The sequence below is a fragment of the Streptomyces sp. NPDC047042 genome, assembly GCF_040644035.1.
In the GTDB taxonomy this organism is placed as follows: Bacteria; Actinomycetota; Actinomycetes; order Streptomycetales; family Streptomycetaceae; genus Streptomyces.
Map to the genome: position 1 here is coordinate 119274 of NZ_JBEYVP010000017.1, position 16265 is coordinate 135538.

Below are 16265 nucleotides of genomic sequence, written 5' to 3' on the forward strand. Positions count from 1 at the left end.
GTGTTGACTCGGTTCACACGTTCTGCTGTCATTGACCCAGCGAACAGGATCGACCGGGGATCCGCCGGAAACAGCCGGTTCCCCTCTCGCCTCCCAGCCGGATGGTGGTGGCGCAGCACAGGGGACTGCGCCACCACCACCCACCACCCGCCATCTCCGCCCACACACCACCGACCCCCACCCACACGCCACCACCACCGCAACCCGGAGGAACCGTCATGCGCCGAAGCACTCTTGCCGCCCTCTGCCTCACCGCCGTCACCCTCACCGGAGTCGTCGGCTGTCAGTCGAGCGAGAACACGGCCTCCGACAAGGTGGCCGACAAATCAACCGGTACGACGACAACTGGTACGACAGCCGGTACGACAACCGGTAAGGCAGCCGGCGGGACGGCCGGCGCCAAGACGGCGGACGACTCGGCCGCCAAACCGAAGGACCCGTTCGCCGGGCTCACCGCCGGCGAGATAGCCGACCGGGCGCTGACGGCGACGTCGGGTGCCTCGTCGCTCCGGATGACGGGCACCGTCCCGGACGACGAGAGCGGCGGCACCATCCACATCGACATGGCCCTCGACAAACGGGGCGACTGCGCCGGATCGATGAGCCTGAACGGTCAGGGCAACGCCGACCTCGTGAAGTCCGGCTCCACGCTCTACATGCGGTACGACGAGAAGTTCCTGCGTGCGCAGAGCGAGGGTTCGTCGAAGGAGGAGACCGACGGGGTGGTGGCCCTGCTCGCCGGGAAGTGGACCAAGATGTCCGCGACCGGCTCCGACGCCAAGGACATGGCGGGCTTCTGCGATCTCGACGAAGTGCTCGCCGAGTTCAAGGACGCCGGTTCCGGGGCCGGTTCCCAGGTGACGCGCGGTGCGACAACGACCGTCGGCGGTGTGCCTGCCGTCGTCGTCACGGAGAAGGACGGCAAGGACACGACCACGATATACGTCGCCGGCGAGGGCAAGCCCTATCTCCTCAAGGTCGACAGCAAGTCCAGGAAGGACCCGGGGACCGTCACCTTCAGCGACTACGACAAGCCCGTCTCGGCCCAGAAGCCCAGCGGAGAGATCCTCGACCTGGATGCCCTGGGCGGCTGAACCCGGCCGCTGGACCAGCGGTCGAAGCTGGACCAGCGTTCAAAGGACGTGCCGCATCCACACGTTGGGCTCCACATAAACCCCGTACCCCTGTTCCAGGTCACACCGCACCGGAGTCAGCGCCCCCGGCACCTCCACCTCGCCGGTGCGGTCGAAGGGCAGGCCCGTCCAGGCGCGCCACTCCTCCAGTGAGGCCGCGACGCACATCGACGCCGGCGCCATGGCGACGATGGTGGCGCCCGCCCGGGCGTGCACGCGCAGCCACGGGTCGTGGGGCAGTCCGTCCTCGCGCACCCGGTACGCGTACTCGGCGATCGGTGTCCGCGGCTCCAGGTGCTTGGCGCTCGGCCGGCGAGCACGAGGACGAGGACGAGGACGAGGTCATCCACCCCGCCGACGCCGACCCCCTCAGTTCGCGTGGAACCGCGCGGGCGCGTTGGTCGGGTTGCCGCCGGTGGGGAGTTTCTGGCCGCCGCATCCGGACAGGACCTTCTTCATCGCGGCCTTCTCCGCCGCCGAGACCCACAGTTCGTACTTCTTCTTCACGGCGACCTGGTTGGCGACATACGCGCAGCGGTACGCCTTGTTCGGCGGCAGCCAGGTGGCCGTGTCGCCGTCGCCCTTGCTGCGGTTGGTGCTCGCGTCGACGGCACGAAGGTTGAGCGGGTCGTTGGCCAGGGCTATGCGTTTGCTGGCGTCCCAGTACTTGGCGCCCTTCTGCCAGGCGTCCGAGAGCGCGACGATGTGGTCTATGTCGACCTCGCTGCGGCCCCGCGTGAACTCGACGTCCTTGCCGCTGTACGGGTCGGGCTTCAACTCCCCCGCGGCCACCTTGCAGTCGCCGCTGCGGAACCGTACGTCGACCAGGTCACGCTTGAGGATGTCGTCGCGGGTGTCGCACTTGTTCGAGTCGGTGTCCGCCCAGGCGCTGCCGAACCGGTCCCGGGAGTACCCGGTCTTGGGCGCCCGCCCCTTCACGGCAAGCGAGTCGACGGCGGCGAGCGCCGCACCCCCGCCGCCCCCTCCCCCACTGCCACCGGCTCCCCCGGCCCCGCCGCTCGCGCTCTCCCCGGACCCGGCGGACCCGCCGGACCCCAGGTTCTCACCGCTGCACCCGCCGACACCGAGCATCACCACGAGTACGGCGGCGGCGACGCCCCCACCCCTCAGACTCACCACGTCACGTCCCTCCCCTGCCGCCCCGTTCACGTCAACGCCTGCGGATTTCCGCTGGTCGACAGGCTAGCGGGCGACAACTTTCCCTCACAGGGGCGCCCACCGGCGCTCAAGGGGCGTATGTCGCATACCGGGCGTATCGTCGGTGCTGACTCACCTCCGGAAGGAGCTCTGGATGGGCATCTTCGACAAGTTCAAGGACCAGATGCGCGGGAAGGCGGGCCACAAGGCATCGGACGCCGCGGAGAAACAGGTCAACCAGAGGACGGGCGACAAGTACACGAGCCAGGTCGACGACGCGCAACAGAGAGCCGAGGGCGCGATGGGCATGGACCGCGACCGCGATCGCGACAGGCCCGAACAGACGTAACAGCCCCGGAGGCCTCTCGTGGGTCTTCGCCGGCCTTCGCCGGCCTTCGCAGACCTTCGCAGGCGAGGGAAGCCGCCCACAGCCCCGAACGGGCCGCGGGCGGCTTCCCCTTACTACTCTCCGCCCCTCACTGCTTACTCCGGGCGCTCACGACCCCAGGATCGACGTCAGGAACTCCCCGGTCCAGCCCAGCAACTCCCGTCCGACCAGCGGCTTTCCGCCCACCTTCGCCGTCTTGGGGCGCGGTACGAGGATCTGGTGCGCGGCGGGCTTGATGACGCTGCCCGGGTACAGGCGCTTGAGGCGCAGCTCCTGCGACTCCCTCAACTCCACCGGTGCGAAGCGGATGTTGGTGCCCTGGAGCACGATGTCGCCGACTCCGCAGGCCCGTGCGAGCATCCGCAGCCCCGCCACGAGCAGCAGGTTCTCGACCGGCTCGGGCAACTTGCCGTAGCGGTCGACGAGTTCCTCGCGTACGGCCTTGATGTCGGCCTCGGTGTTGGCGGAGGCGATGGCGCGGTAGGCCGCGAGGCGCAGGCGCTCGCCGGGGGCGTAGTCGTGCGGGACGTGGGCGTCGACGGGGAGTTCGATCTTGACCTCGAGCGGCGGTTCCTCCTCCACTCCGCCGTCCAGCGAGGCCCGGTAGTCGGCGACGGCCTCGCCGACCATCCGTACGTAGAGGTCGAAGCCGACGCCGGCGATGTGGCCGGACTGTTCGCCGCCGAGGAGGTTTCCGGCGCCGCGGATCTCGAGGTCCTTCATGGCGACGTACATGCCGGCGCCCATCTCGGTGTGCTGGGCGATGGTCGCGAGCCGCTCGTGGGCGGTCTCGGTCAGGGGCTTCTCCGGCGGGTACAGGAAGTACGCGTACCCGCGCTCCCGGCCACGCCCGACCCGCCCGCGCAGCTGATGGAGCTGTGACAGACCGAAGTTGTCGCCGCGCTCGACGATGAGGGTGTTGGCGTTGGAGATGTCGATGCCCGACTCGACGATCGTGGTCGACACGAGGACGTCGTACCGCTTCTCCCAGAAGTCGACGACGACCTGCTCCAGGGCCTGTTCGGACATCTGGCCGTGGGCGGTGGCGATCCGCGCCTCGGGGACGATCTCGCGCAGCCGGGCCGCCGCGCGGTCGATGGACTCGACGCGGTTGTGGATGTAGAACACCTGGCCCTCGCGCAGGAGTTCGCGGCGGATCGCGGCGCCGATCTGCTTCTCCTCGTACGGTCCGACGAAGGTGAGCACCGGGTGGCGTTCCTCGGGCGGGGTGGTGATGGTCGACATCTCACGGATGCCGGTGACCGCCATTTCGAGCGTACGGGGAATGGGTGTGGCGGACATGGTCAGCACATCCACGTTCGCGCGCAGCTTCTTGAGCTGCTCCTTGTGCTCGACGCCGAAGCGCTGTTCCTCGTCGACGATGACGAGCCCGAGGTCCTTGAACCTGGTCTCGGAGGAGAACAGCCGGTGGGTGCCGATGACGACGTCGACCGAGCCCTCGCGCAGGCCTTCCAGGGTGGCCTTCGACTCGGCCTCCGTCTGGAAGCGGCTCAACGCCCGTACGTTGACCGGGAATTGGGAGTAGCGCTCGCCGAAGGTGCCGAAGTGCTGCTGGACGAGGAGAGTCGTGGGGACGAGCACAGCCACCTGTTTGCCGTCCTGGACGGCCTTGAACGCGGCCCGGACCGCGATCTCCGTCTTGCCGTAGCCGACGTCGCCGCAGATCAGGCGGTCCATCGGGACCGTCTTCTCCATGTCGTCCTTGACCTCGGCGATCGTGGTCAACTGGTCGGGCGTCTCGGCGTAGGGGAAGGCGTCCTCGAGTTCGCGCTGCCAGGGCGTGTCGGGCCCGAAGGCGTGCCCGGGGGCCGCCATGCGGGCGCTGTACAGCTTGATGAGGTCGGCGGCGATCTCCTTGACGGCCTTCTTGGCGCGCGCCTTGGTCTTCGTCCAGTCGGCGCCGCCGAGGCGGTGGAGGGTGGGGGCCTCGCCGCCGACGTACTTGGTGATCTGTTCGAGCTGGTCGGTGGGGATGTAGAGGCGGTCGCCGGGCTGACCGCGCTTGGCCGGCGCGTACTCCACCACCAGATATTCGCGGGTGGCGCCCTGTACGGTCCGCTGGACCATCTCGATGTAGCGGCCCACGCCGTGCTGTTCGTGCACGATGTAGTCGCCGGTCTCGAGGGTGAGCGGGTCGATGGTCTTGCGGCGCCGGGCGGGCATGCGGGCGCCGTCCTTGCCGGCGGCCTTCTGCCCGGACAGGTCGGTCTCGGTCAGCACGGCGAGCTTGAGCTTCGTGTCGACGAACCCGAAGTCGATCGAGCCGCACGCCACATGCACGACGGAGGGGGCCAGGGAGACCAGGTCGGCCTCCAGGCGGGCGGCGATGCCCTCCCCGCCGAGGACCTCGACCGTACGGGCGGCGGGGCCGTGGGCCTCGGTGACGAACACCGCGCGCCAGCCGTCCGCGAGCCAGCCCTTGGTGTCGGCGAGGGCCTTCGCGGTGTCGCCGCGGTAGGTCTCGGGCGCGTGCATGCCGAGCTTGAGCGTGTCCGCGTCCAGCTCCTCGTCGGCGGCGAACGGCGAGACGGACCACCACATCATGTCCAGCTCGCGCGCCCGGTCCCGTACGTCGGCGATGGACCACAGGGAGGCCGCGCCGACGTCGATGGGTGCTTCGCCGCCGCCCGCGGTGGCCGCCCAGGAGGCCTGCAGGAACTCCTGGCTGGTCGCCACCAGGTCGGCGGCGCGCGTCCGCACCCGCTCCGGGTCGCACACGACGGCCATGGAACCCTTGGGCAGGACGTCGAGCAGTAGTTCCATGTCGTCGACGAGTACGGGGGCGAGGGACTCCATGCCCTCGACCGCGATCCCTTCGGCGATCTTGCCGAGCAGCTCGCCGAGCTCCGGGTGGGCCTCGGCGAGCGCGGCGGCCCGCTCGCGCACCTCGTCGGTGAGCAGCAGCTCGCGGCAGGGCGGCGCCCACAGCCCGTGCTCGGCGACCTCGAGGGAACGCTGGTCGGCGATCTTGAAGTAACGGATCTCCTCGATGTCGTCGCCCCAGAACTCCACCCGCAGGGGGTGCTCCTCGGTGGGCGGGAACACGTCGAGGATGCCGCCGCGTACGGCGAACTCGCCGCGCTTCTCGACCAGCTCGACGCGCGAGTACGCGGCGGCTGCCAGCGCCTCGACGACGCTGCCCAGGTCGGCGGTCGAGCCGGTGCGCAGCGAGACCGGCTCCAGCTCGCCGAGCCCCTTGACCTGCGGCTGGAGTACGGAACGCACGGGGGCCACGACGACGGAGACCGGGCCGGTCTCCGGGTCGTCGGCGCTGGGGTGGGCGAGGCGGCGCAGTACGGCGAGGCGGCGGCCGACGGTGTCGCTGCGGGGCGAGAGGCGCTCGTGCGGGAGGGTCTCCCAGGCGGGGTACTCGGCGACCGTGTCCGGGGGCAGCAGTGATCTGAGGGCGGCGGCGAGATCCTCGGCCTCACGGCCGGTCGCGGTCACGGCCAGCACCGGGCGCCCGGCCTCCCGGGCCAGCGCGGCGACCGCGAAGGGGCGGGCGGCGGGTGGTCCGACCAGGTCGACGTGCATACGGTTGCCGTCACCGGCGGCCTTGATCGCTTCCGCGAGGGCGGCGTCCTTGACGACGACGTCGAGCAGACCGTGCAGGCTCATGAGGGGGCTTTCGTGAGGGTTCGGTCAGGGGGCTGGGCAACGCGAGCCGCCCGACACGTGTGACGGGCCGGGGGTGTCCAAGGGTACGACGCCACGCGGACGCGCGCGGCGCCTGTGGACAACGTGCGCCCCGCCGCCCCTGGGCGCCACTCGGACAGTGACCTCAAGCAGCGATCCGAGACGGTGAACTCAGAGGGTGAAACTCACGGGTCGTACGCACGATGGCGAGCCTTCCCGGCGCGGTCCGGCCCGGCGCGAAGCCCTGCGGGTGCATGGCCTACCGGCGGCCGCCGACCCCGACGCCGGCGGCCCCCTCCACAGCGCGCCTGTCCCATTGTCGCTGGTCATCGATGCATCTTCCATGATCGGGGCGAGGGGATGTCCAACGCTGGGCGGAAGGCTATGTGTTCAGGCGCTCAGCGACGGGTTCGCCTGGGCGCAGTGGAAGCAGAGGTCGATGCCTTCGGGCTTGGCGGTTGTCAGCGTTCCTGTCACCAGTGCAACGTGTGCACAGTGCGAGCATTTGTCTACCGGGGGCTGGGCCGGCAGAGAGAAGGGGACATCGGGGAGTTCGGGGGCGGAATAGGAGCGCTCGAGGATGTCGGTGACGTAGTAGTCGGCGGCTAGCTCGCCAGGCATTTTCGTCGTGCAGAACAGGCATCGCACCTGAGGGCCCACGACCAGGGCGGAGACGCGGCAGATGGGGCATTGCACAGTGACATCAGGATGCGCTCCAGTTCGCCCCTGATTTCGTTACCGCGCTTCTTCACAAATTTCTGGATGGCAGCCAGCCCGTAGCGGACCGGCTCCATGCTCTCCTCAGCCTCCTACAGCTGGTCTTCAGGGAGGTGGGGAAGGAGGTGCTCGTCGAGAAAGTTGATCAAGAAGTTGAGTACGTTGCCGGCGTTGGCTTCGACCGCTTCAGCGGAATGCTCCAGGCCGTAGTGCTGGAGCATGTTGCGTGTCTTGGTCAGACTATTGATCGCCGTTCTCGAGCCGATCTTGATCCCGACTACGCGGTCCAGGCGGTCGAGGGCTTCCTCCATGCTGCAGCTTTTGAAGTTGCCTGAGCGGAACACTGCGAGGTTCGCGGTAGCAGGGTTTTCAAGGACCTGACTCCAGTGCTCGTGCGTGAGCCGTGCCTTGAGGAGCACCTCGGTCGCGGCGTGAAGGTGCAGCACGCCGTACTTGAGGTCCTCGTGGCTGAGCTCGTTGGCGCCCTTTCCCAGGTGGCCCACGACACTGCGGAGAAAGTCGATCCCGTTGGTCACCGGGGTGAAACGGATAGTTGTGGGCACAGCTCTCCCTTGCGGCGTGGTCGGGCTCGTCACCCCACTGTATTGGCGGGATCTACTCCTCGTATCGGCCGAGTTGGCAGTCCCACGCCGCCGCTGTGTGACGGGTGCTCGTCAACTTTCCCAATCCCGCTGGTCGCCGACGTACCACGCGGTCAGGGTGCCCTGCACGACGGCTGTCCGGGCGCCCCAGCCCGCCGAGCAAGTCCGGTGCCCGCGAACCCGAAACGCGCGTGCCCCGGCTGGGCTGCCCCTCTATCCTGGCCTGTTGCCCACCTGGAGGTAGACGCCATGGCCGCCCTGACAGACCCGCTCACCGAGGAGCAACGGCTCCTCCTCGACATCGCGTGGACGACGTTTGTCGAACACGAGCGCTTCCCCAACTTTTTCCACGTCGCCTACCGCATGCGCAAGCACGGCCACGACGCCGCGAAGGTCCTCTACAGCTTCCCCGTGATCGGCCACGACCAGGTCTCAAACGGCTACCGGGCCGTTGGATGGTGGGGGCACGGCTTCAACCCGCAGTCCGACGGGCCGGTGTACCTGACCATGGCCGGGCTCTACCACCTACAGCACGACCAGATGGCCCGCGATCTTGCCCGCGGTCTGCTGACGTACATGCAACAGATGACCTGGGAGCAGGACAAGATCCTCGACAGCCCCTTCGACATGCCCGTCATCGACGTGAACCTCGTCGACGTCCTCAAGGACATCGACGGCGCCGGTCCCCTCGTGGAGCGCATGGCGCAGATCGCCGACCGCGAGTGGCCGGGCATACGCTTCAACAGGACGACCCTTACCGGCCAGCTCGGCGCATTGCATGCCGCCGACTGCGACAGCCTCGACTTCTACCTCGCCGCTATCGCCGACCACCTGTCGCCGCCCGCGCCGCCGGAGGCGCTGTCCTTCACCGAGCCGCGCGCGTTGTTGCGCGCGCTGAGCTTCCTCGACGTCACCTACGAGCTGGTCGTTGGCGAAACCTTGGTCGTCCCGCCGCCCATGGACCGCTCCAGCCTCCTCGCCCTGGACGTCGACCACGAAGCGGCCTACAACTCCGGGCTGGTCGTCCTGACAGACATCCTGCGCGACTTCAAGGTGCCCGGCCACACCCCGGGCTCGGGCCTGTTGCGCCTGGAGAAACATCTCGCGGACAAGTTGCCCGCGCTCGACCGCGACGCGGTGCACCAGGCCGTACAGCTCCTGGACCAGATCCGTGTCATCCGCAACTCCGCCATCCACCCCAAGCCGCGGCCGGAACTCGCCGTCGCTCACCATGCACTTGGGTTGCACTTCCCGGTCCGCGACTTCACCGGCGCCTGGGACAGCGTCCGCGCGCACGCCGAGCGGGCCGTGAACAACCTGCAGGAGGCGATCCAGTCTGCCAGGCCCTGACGGCAGCCGCAGCGGGTGCGAGGGGCGAGCGGCTATACCGCCTGGGCACCGACCTGACCGGCAGCTTGCTCACAGTACAAGTACCCGTCCCGTGTCGTGGGACGCAGCCACAACCGGGTTACGGAGTAAGCCGGTTCGGCCCGCGGAACAGGAAGGTCGCCTCGCGAATCGAGTCCAGGCCGAGCATGACCATCAACACCCGGCCGAGGCCCATGCCCAGGCCCCCGTGCGGCGGGCACCCGTACCGGAACGCGTTCAGGTAGTCCTGCATCGGCTCGGTGCTCATGCCCTTCTCGGCGGCCTGCTTCAGCAGCACGTCGTACCGGTGCTCGCGCTGCGCGCCGGTGGTGACCTCCAGACCCTTCCAGAGCAGGTCGAAGCTCCAGGTCACACTCGGGTCGTCGGCGGGCCGCATGTGGTAAAAGGGCCGGATGCCGACCGGGTAGTGCGTGATGAACACGAACTCATGACCGGTGGCCTCCTTGATGTGAGCCGAGATGGTCCGCTCGCCCTCCGGGTCCAGGTCTTCCCTGACCCCTGCGGGGTCCCAGCCGCCCTTGCGCAGGATCTCGTGCGCGTCGGCCATGGTGATGCGGGGAAAGGGCGTCGTGGGCACGGTGACCTCGACGCCAAAGCGCTCGGCGATCGCCTCACCGTGCGCGTCGGCGACCTTGGCGATCGCGTGGGCGAGCATCTGCTCCTCGAACGCCATCACGTCCTCGACCCCGTCGATCCAGGCCAACTCCATGTCGACGCCGGTGAACTCGGTGGCGTGCCGGGAGGTGAACGACGGCTCGGCGCGGAAGACCGGCCCGATCTCGAAGACCTTCTCGACGCCGGCCGCGATTGCCATCTGCTTGAAGAACTGCGGCGACTGCGCCAGGAAGGCGCTGCGGCCGAAGTAGCCGAGCTTGAAGACCTCCGCCCCGGACTCCGAGGCGGTGCCCATGAGCTTGGGCGTGTGCATCTCGGTGGCACCCTGCGCGTAGGCGTATTCGCGCATGCCCTGCTCCAGGGTGGTCTGCACGGCGAACATCAGCTGGGTAGCGGAACGCCGGCGCACATCGAGGAAGCGCCAGTCCATCCGCTGCTCCAGACCGGTGTGCTCGTCGATCGGCAGCGGCGTGGCGGCCAGGTTCAGGACCTCAACCGCCTCGGGGACGATCTCCAGGCCACCGAGCTTGACCTGGGCCGCGTCGACGACGCGGCCGGTGATCCTAACGGCGGACTCGGATGTGAGGGCTTCGAGCTGGGCCTCCAGCGGCCCGCCGTCACGCTTGTGGGTCACCTGCACCATGCCGGTGCTGTCCCGCACGATGACGAACTGCATCTTTCGCTGCAGGCGGAGGGTGTTCACCCATCCGCAGACGTAAATGGTACGGCCGACGTGTTCTCGCAGGTCGGAGACGTGTACGCGGCTGTGGATCATTGCGGTCCTCCGAGGGACATCGTCATGATCCCTTGGGAGTGCGGGCGAGAAGGGCAACTCGCGGTACCACCGCACTTTCGCCGCCACAGAGTGGCGGCCTCATTCAGGCCCGGTGACGGGGGCCGGCCGGCGGGGCATTGGACCACCAAAGCGGGGGTCGTTCCTCCCCGCGCTCAGGAGGGTCTTCACCTCGGGGCGCGAGGCCGCCTTCCCAGCTACCGGCGGCTCTCTCTACTCACGCGATCCGTGGCTACTCGTCTCCGTCGACGCGTTGCCAGCAAGATACGGAGCGTGCGGCAACGGTGGCAATCAAGAAAACCCATTCGTGAGCGGACCTGCGCACGGACATGCGGTCGCGCAGCTACTCAGCGAGGTAACGGGAGGGCGTTCCCTGGATCCCTCCGACCTCGCCCCCCCCCCCACGAGCAGGCCCACCCTGGTCGAGAGGCACGCCATCAAACTGATCTCCTCGGCCCTCGGTACTCGCTGAGAAGATCGAAGCCACTCAGGCCGCGGTATTCCCGCTCGCCGTCAAGTACGGTATCGACCCGACCTCGCCCGAGGACGTACGCAGGGCCCTCGGCAAGCGCACGCCCGCCGAGGGCCCTGCCTCTGTCAGGATGCCGCGAAGTCGACGAACCCGATCCAGGCCGTGGGTTGTACGGCCAGTGCGGTACGGGTTGTGTCCTTTGAGTCGCGGACGTGGACGCTGGCGGGGCGGACAGCGACCTCGACGCACTCGCCGCCTTCCTCACTGCTGTAGCTGCTCTTGCGCCATACCAACTGGCCTATGTGTGGCTGATGTACGTGCGCGTTCATGGCTCTCCCAGCAACTTCTCTACGTACGCCAATGATTCACGAGGAGTCAGGGCCTGCGCCCGGATGATCCCGTACTTGGCCTCCAGCGCGCGGACGCGTTCCCGCTCCGTCTGCAGGCGGCTCACGTTCTGTACCTCGGCGTACGCGATCCTCCGTCCTTCCTTCGTTTCGATCAAGGTGAAGGGCCCAGCCATACCAGCGTTCTCCTCACGGTCGAGCGGCATCACCTGGATCTCGATGTTCCGCCGCTCCCCCATCAGGAGAACGTGCTCAAGTTGGCCACGCAGGACGCCTCGTCCTCCGATGGGACGCCTCAACACGGCCTCATCGATGACAAAGCTGGCCAGGGGCGCATCACGGCCGGACAAAATCTCCTGCCTGGCCAGGCGCGCGGACACTCGCTGCTCGATCAGCTCGTCATCCATAGGTGGTCGCATCATCATGAAAATGGCCCGCGCATACTCCTCGGTCTGCAAGAGCCCAGGCACTGCCTGGTTCGCGTACACATGCAGCTCAATGGCCTCCGTCTCCAACCGTGCCGCATGCCGGAAGAACGCCGGATACTGAGCCCGAGCCACCTCCTCCTTGCTCGCGCTCAACACCCCACCCGCGTCGAGCACTTCATCGGCGCGGTCGATGAACCTCGGCGGCGGAACACGTCTCCCCTGCTCGAACGACGCGATCGTCGAGGCCGAGTACCCGGTCAGCGAACCGAGCTGCGCGCGGTCCATGCCCGCCCGCTCCCGGAACAGCTTCAACTGCCGCCCGAACACGCACAGAATGCCCGTCCCGACCTCGTACTCCGGCTGCTGAACCTCGTCGTCCACGCCGCGACTCCTCCCGTACGACCACCACAGCCACCGGACTCGGCCCGCCCAACGCACAGCCCGGGAACCGGTCACGCCCAACACCACGTACAAGCGCACCGCCCACGTGTACAGCCCGCACCCGTCAGCGCATCGCTCCTGGCCAACGCTACGCAGAGTCCGCGACCGTTGACCGCATGAAGTCAGCAACTCCCCTGAACGGGCATATGCCACAGCACCCCGCGCCCGAACGCGAGTTCACCATGCGCTTCACCTCAACCCCACGCGGAGCCCGCCTCGCCCGCCGACTCGTCTCGCACCGCCTGAACGACTGGGGCCACCCCTACACCACCCCGGTCAACGAGACACTCACCCTCATCACGGCGGAACTCAGCGCCAACGCCGTACGCCACGGACACGTCCCCGGCCGGGACTTCCATCTTCAACTCACCCTGGCCGAGGGCATGTTCCGCATCGAGGTGACCGACACCCGAGCCGAGAATCAGGTCCCATCCACTCCCCAGGCCCCCGACTCCGCGTCCGAGTCCGGCCGAGGCCTGCTCCTCGTCGCCGCCCTCGCGGACGACTGGGGTGTCGCCCCTCGCCCGGCCGCCCCCGGCAAGACGGTATGGGCGCAGCTGCGCGTACCGACCGGCGGCCAGGCGCGCCTGCACCGCCATCCAGGACAGGACAAGCGGCGGCCCCGGTGAGCATCAAGAACGCTCACCGGGGCCGCCGCTCCCCCGTGTTCCCCTGTTTCCCCGTCCCCCGTTTCCCGTTCCCTCCCCTCGGGTCAATCAGTCCGTAGCGATGGCGTTCAGCACGTTCATCCGCCCCGCCCTGAACGCCGGCACCAGTGCCGCGAACAGGCCCACGAACGCCGACCCCACGAACACCCCGCCGATCGTCACCCACGGGATCTCCAGGACGTTCAGCCCTTCCAGCGCCAGCAGCTGCTGGGCCGTCGCGCCCCAGCCCATTCCCAGGCCGAGGCCGAGGAGCGCGCCGAAGAGGGCGATCACGACCGACTCCATGCGGATCATCCGGCGCAGCTGCAGCCGCGACAGGCCGATGGCCCGCATCAGGCCGATCTCCCGGGTCCGCTCCACCACCGACAGGGCGAGGGTGTTGACGACGCCGAGGACCGCGACCACGATCGCCAGGGCGAGCAGGCCGTAGACCATGTTCAGGAGCTGGCCGATCTGGTCCTTCAGTTCCTGCTTGTAGTCGCTCTGGTCGCGCACCTGGTACTGCGGGTACGGGTCGAAGGCCTTCTTCAGCGCCGCGTACGCCGCGTCCTGCTCGCCCTTCTTCGCCGAGGCGAACAGCAGGCTGCTCGGCGGGACCTTGTCGGCCGGCAGGTACTTCTCCATCGTCGCGATGGACAGGTACCGCGAGCCCTTGTCGATCGCCACGTTGTCGTCCGTGATCGCGGCGACCTTCAGCTTCGCCGTCGAGCCGCCCTTGAAGGCGACGGTCATCGTGTCGCCGACCTTCACACCGTGGTCGGTGGCGTACCCGGAGCCCACCGACATCGCGTCGTCCCCGTACGCGGCGCTCAGCGTGCCCGCCGTCGTGGCGCGGCGCAGGTCGGAGGCGTACGTCGGGTCCGCGGCCGTCAGTTCGGTCTTCTCGGCCTTCCCGGCGGGCGGGGTCAGGGTGACCTCGACCTCCTTGTAGCGGGTGACGTGGGTCAGGCCGGGCGTGCCGCGCATCGCCTTCTCCGCCTGCGGCACGATCCGCTGGTTGCCCTGGACGATGAAGTCCGCGCCGACCGACTTGTCCAGCTCGCTCGTCGCGGAGGCGACCATCGACGAGCCGACCACCGACAGACAGGCGACCAGGGCGAGGCCGATCATCAGGGCCGCGCCGGTGGCACCCGTACGGCGCGGGTTGCGCAGCGCGTTGCGCTCGGCGAGCCGGCCGACCGGGCCGAAGCCCCGCAGCAGCAGGGCGCTGAGCACCCGTACGACGACGCCCGCGAGGAGCGGGCCGATGATCACGAACCCGAGGAGCGAGAGCACGACGCCCGCGCCGAGGACCAGCGAACCGTCGCTCGCCTTGTCGGCGGTGGCCGCCAGATAGAGGGCGAAGCCGCCCGCTCCCGTCAGGACGAGGCCGATGAGACCCCGTACGAGGCCCGCCTTGCCGTCGGCCGGGGTGCCGGCGTCGCGCAGGGCGGCCATCGGGGAGACCTTGCCCGCGCGCCGGGCCGGGAGGTACGCGGCGAGGACGGTGACGACGACACCGAGGACCAGGCCGATCACCGGGGTGGTCGCCTTGACCGTGAGATCGTCGGTGGAGAGGTTCATGCCGGCCATCGCCATCAGCTTCATCAGGCCGATCGCGATACCGACCCCCGCGGCGACACCGAGAACCGACCCGACGAAACCGAGCAGCAGCGCCTCCACCAGCACGGACCGGTTGACCTGCTTGCGCGAGGAGCCGATCGCCCGCATCAGGCCGATCTCGCGGGTCCGCTGGGCGACCAGCATCGAGAAGGTGTTGATGATCAGGAAGATGCCGACCAGGAACGCGATCCCGGCGAAGCCGAGCATGGCGTACTTGATGACGTTCATGAACTGGCCGACACCCTCACGGTTCTCGTCGGAGAACTCCTTCTGCGTCTGCACCTTGAAGCCGCCGGTGGCGGAAGCGGCATCGGTGGCCGTCAGGGCCTGCGTCACGTTCCGCTTGAGCTGCGTGTCGGTGACCCCGCTCGCCGCCGTCACGTTGAGCTGGGTGAACCGGCCTGTGGCGCCCAGGAGTTCACGCTGCGCGGTGGCCGTGTCGAAGTAGACGACCGCAGCACCCGGGTTGGTCACCTTGAAGGTGGCGATGCCGACGATCCGCGCCCTGATGTCACCGGTCTGCGCGATGGTACGCAGCTCGTCGCCCATCTTCAGGTGATGCTTGTCGGCGGTGTCGGCGTCGACCATCACCTCGGTCGGCCCGCGTGGCGCGTGACCGGAGGTGATCTCCATCGAACGCAGGTCGTTGCGCGTCCAGTTGCCCGCGATGGTCGGAGCCCCGGTACTGGACCCCATGTTCTCGTTCTCACTGTCGACGACGGTCACGTTCATCGAACTGACCGCGCCCTCCGCCGACTTGACGCCCTCAGCCTGCTGCGCCTGCGCCAGCACGGACGCCGGCAGCGACTCGGGCACCCCGTTCTGCGGGGTGTCGTCGGCCTTGGCCGCCTTCGGCGACACGGTGACGTCGGAGGCGGTGGCCGAGAACAGCTTGTCGAACGTCGTGTTCATGGTGTCGGTGAAGACAAGAGTGCCGCACACGAAGGCCACCGACAGCAGCACGGCCACCGCCGACAGGGCCATCCGGCCCTTGTGCGCGAAGAAGTTGCGCATCGAGGTCTTCAGCACAGTCATGACGTACGCCCCCGCGCGTCGAAGTTGGGGGTCTGGGGGTGTCCCCCAGAAAAGCGCCGCATACGGTCGAGGACGCTGTCGGCGGTCGGCCGGAACATCTCGTCGACGATCCGTCCGTCGGCCAGATACAGCACCCGGTCCGCGTACGAGGCGGCCACCGGGTCGTGCGTGACCATCACGATGGTCTGGCCGAGCTCGTCCACCGAGCGGCGCAGGAAGCCCAACACTTCCGCGCCCGCACGGGAGTCGAGGTTCCCGGTCGGCTCGTCACCGAAGATGATCTCGGGCCGCGCCGCCAACGCCCTTGCCACGGCGACGCGTTGCTGCTGACCGCCGGAGAGCTGGTTGGGCCGGTGCTTGAGCCGGTCCTTCAGCCCGACGGTCTCGACGACCTGCGCCAGCCACCCCTTGTCCGGCTTGCGGCCGGCGATGTCCATGGGGAGCGTGATGTTCTCCAGCGCGCTGAGCGTCGGCAGCAGGTTGAACGCCTGGAAGATGAACCCGATCCGGTCCCGGCGCAGTTGCGTCAGCTTCTTGTCCTTGAGCCCGGTGATCTCGGTCTCGTCGAGGTGGATCTGCCCGGACGTCACGGTGTCGAGTCCGGCGAGGCAGTGCATGAGCGTGGACTTGCCGGACCCCGAGGGGCCCATGATCGCGGTGAACTGCCCCCGCGCGATGTCCACGTCCACCTGGTCCAGGGCGACGACGCGGGTCTCACCGGACCCGTACGCCTTCACGACCTGCCGCGCCCGCGCGGCAACGGCCGTACGCCCTCCAGTGCCCCCGTGCCTGGTGATGGTCACAGCCGATGTCACGGTAT

Annotated in this window: 13 protein-coding genes and 1 pseudogene; 4 read left to right on the forward strand and 10 right to left on the reverse strand. The window is 68.5% G+C overall.

Annotation, left to right across the window (positions count from 1 at the left end; translation table 11 throughout):
- The first annotated feature begins 218 nt into the window (after nt 1-218).
- On the forward strand, nt 219-1094 hold the full coding sequence (locus ABZ855_RS21250; RefSeq protein WP_360808958.1) for a hypothetical protein: 876 nt from the start codon (nt 219-221) through the stop codon (nt 1092-1094).
- A gap of 39 nt (nt 1095-1133) precedes the next feature.
- On the opposite strand, the pseudogene ABZ855_RS21255 reads toward ABZ855_RS21250, so the two are convergent.
- Nucleotides 1134-1445 (reverse strand): annotated as a pseudogene (locus ABZ855_RS21255) (N-acetyltransferase); the annotation flags it as partial.
- Nucleotides 1446-1502: 57 nt separating this feature from the next.
- Nucleotides 1503-2225: an HNH endonuclease family protein gene (locus ABZ855_RS21260; protein ID WP_360809123.1), complete on the reverse strand. Its 723-nt coding sequence runs from the start codon at nt 2223-2225 to the stop codon at nt 1503-1505.
- 220 nt (nt 2226-2445) lie between these two features.
- Here ABZ855_RS21260 and ABZ855_RS21265 point away from each other — a divergent pair, with 220 nt between their 5' ends.
- On the forward strand, nt 2446-2640 hold the full coding sequence (locus ABZ855_RS21265) for an Rv0909 family putative TA system antitoxin (RefSeq protein WP_360808960.1): 195 nt from the start codon (nt 2446-2448) through the stop codon (nt 2638-2640).
- A gap of 147 nt (nt 2641-2787) precedes the next feature.
- Here the strand turns inward: ABZ855_RS21265 and mfd are convergent, their stop codons facing one another.
- The 3 genes from mfd to ABZ855_RS21280 form a co-directional block, all read right to left on the reverse strand.
- Nucleotides 2788-6318 carry a transcription-repair coupling factor gene (mfd, locus tag ABZ855_RS21270; protein WP_360808962.1) on the reverse strand — a complete coding sequence of 1177 codons (3531 nt, stop codon included), beginning with the start codon at nt 6316-6318 and terminating at the stop codon, nt 2788-2790.
- Between the two features lie 408 nt (nt 6319-6726).
- Entirely contained in the window at nt 6727-6957 is a 231-nt protein-coding gene (locus ABZ855_RS21275) for a hypothetical protein (protein WP_360808964.1), read from the reverse strand.
- A gap of 188 nt (nt 6958-7145) precedes the next feature.
- Nucleotides 7146-7616, reverse strand: coding sequence for a hypothetical protein (locus tag ABZ855_RS21280; protein ID WP_360808966.1), 471 nt, complete (start codon nt 7614-7616; stop codon nt 7146-7148).
- A 288-nt stretch (nt 7617-7904) separates the two neighbouring features.
- Here ABZ855_RS21280 and ABZ855_RS21285 point away from each other — a divergent pair, with 288 nt between their 5' ends.
- Nucleotides 7905-9005, forward strand: coding sequence for a hypothetical protein (locus ABZ855_RS21285; protein ID WP_360808968.1), 1101 nt, complete (start codon nt 7905-7907; stop codon nt 9003-9005).
- A 118-nt stretch (nt 9006-9123) separates the two neighbouring features.
- Here ABZ855_RS21285 and aspS read toward each other — a convergent pair whose 3' ends face one another.
- From aspS to ABZ855_RS21300, 3 genes are all read right to left on the reverse strand, one after another.
- A complete protein-coding gene (gene aspS / locus ABZ855_RS21290) occupies nt 9124-10434 on the reverse strand; it encodes an aspartate--tRNA(Asn) ligase (protein WP_360808970.1) in 1311 nt (436 codons plus the stop codon).
- Nucleotides 10435-11049: 615 nt separating this feature from the next.
- Entirely contained in the window at nt 11050-11253 is a 204-nt protein-coding gene (locus ABZ855_RS21295; RefSeq protein ID WP_360808972.1) for a DUF397 domain-containing protein, read from the reverse strand.
- On the reverse strand, nt 11250-12080 hold the full coding sequence (locus ABZ855_RS21300; RefSeq protein WP_360808974.1) for a helix-turn-helix transcriptional regulator: 831 nt from the start codon (nt 12078-12080) through the stop codon (nt 11250-11252). Before ABZ855_RS21300 ends, ABZ855_RS21295 begins: the two co-directional genes overlap by 4 nt.
- Nucleotides 12081-12286: 206 nt before the next feature.
- Between ABZ855_RS21300 and ABZ855_RS21305 the strand changes: the two genes are divergently transcribed.
- A complete protein-coding gene (locus ABZ855_RS21305; RefSeq protein WP_360809124.1) occupies nt 12287-12769 on the forward strand; it encodes an ATP-binding protein in 483 nt (160 codons plus the stop codon).
- Nucleotides 12770-12856: 87 nt separating this feature from the next.
- Here ABZ855_RS21305 and ABZ855_RS21310 read toward each other — a convergent pair whose 3' ends face one another.
- Both ABZ855_RS21310 and ABZ855_RS21315 read right to left on the reverse strand, forming a co-directional pair.
- Nucleotides 12857-15445, reverse strand: a complete 2589-nt coding sequence (locus tag ABZ855_RS21310; protein WP_360808976.1) for an FtsX-like permease family protein — start codon at nt 15443-15445, stop codon at nt 12857-12859.
- A complete protein-coding gene (locus tag ABZ855_RS21315) occupies nt 15442-16260 on the reverse strand; it encodes an ABC transporter ATP-binding protein (RefSeq protein WP_360808978.1) in 819 nt (272 codons plus the stop codon). The genes ABZ855_RS21310 and ABZ855_RS21315 overlap by 4 nt, the downstream gene beginning before the upstream one ends.
- Between the last annotated feature and the right edge of the window lie 5 nt (nt 16261-16265).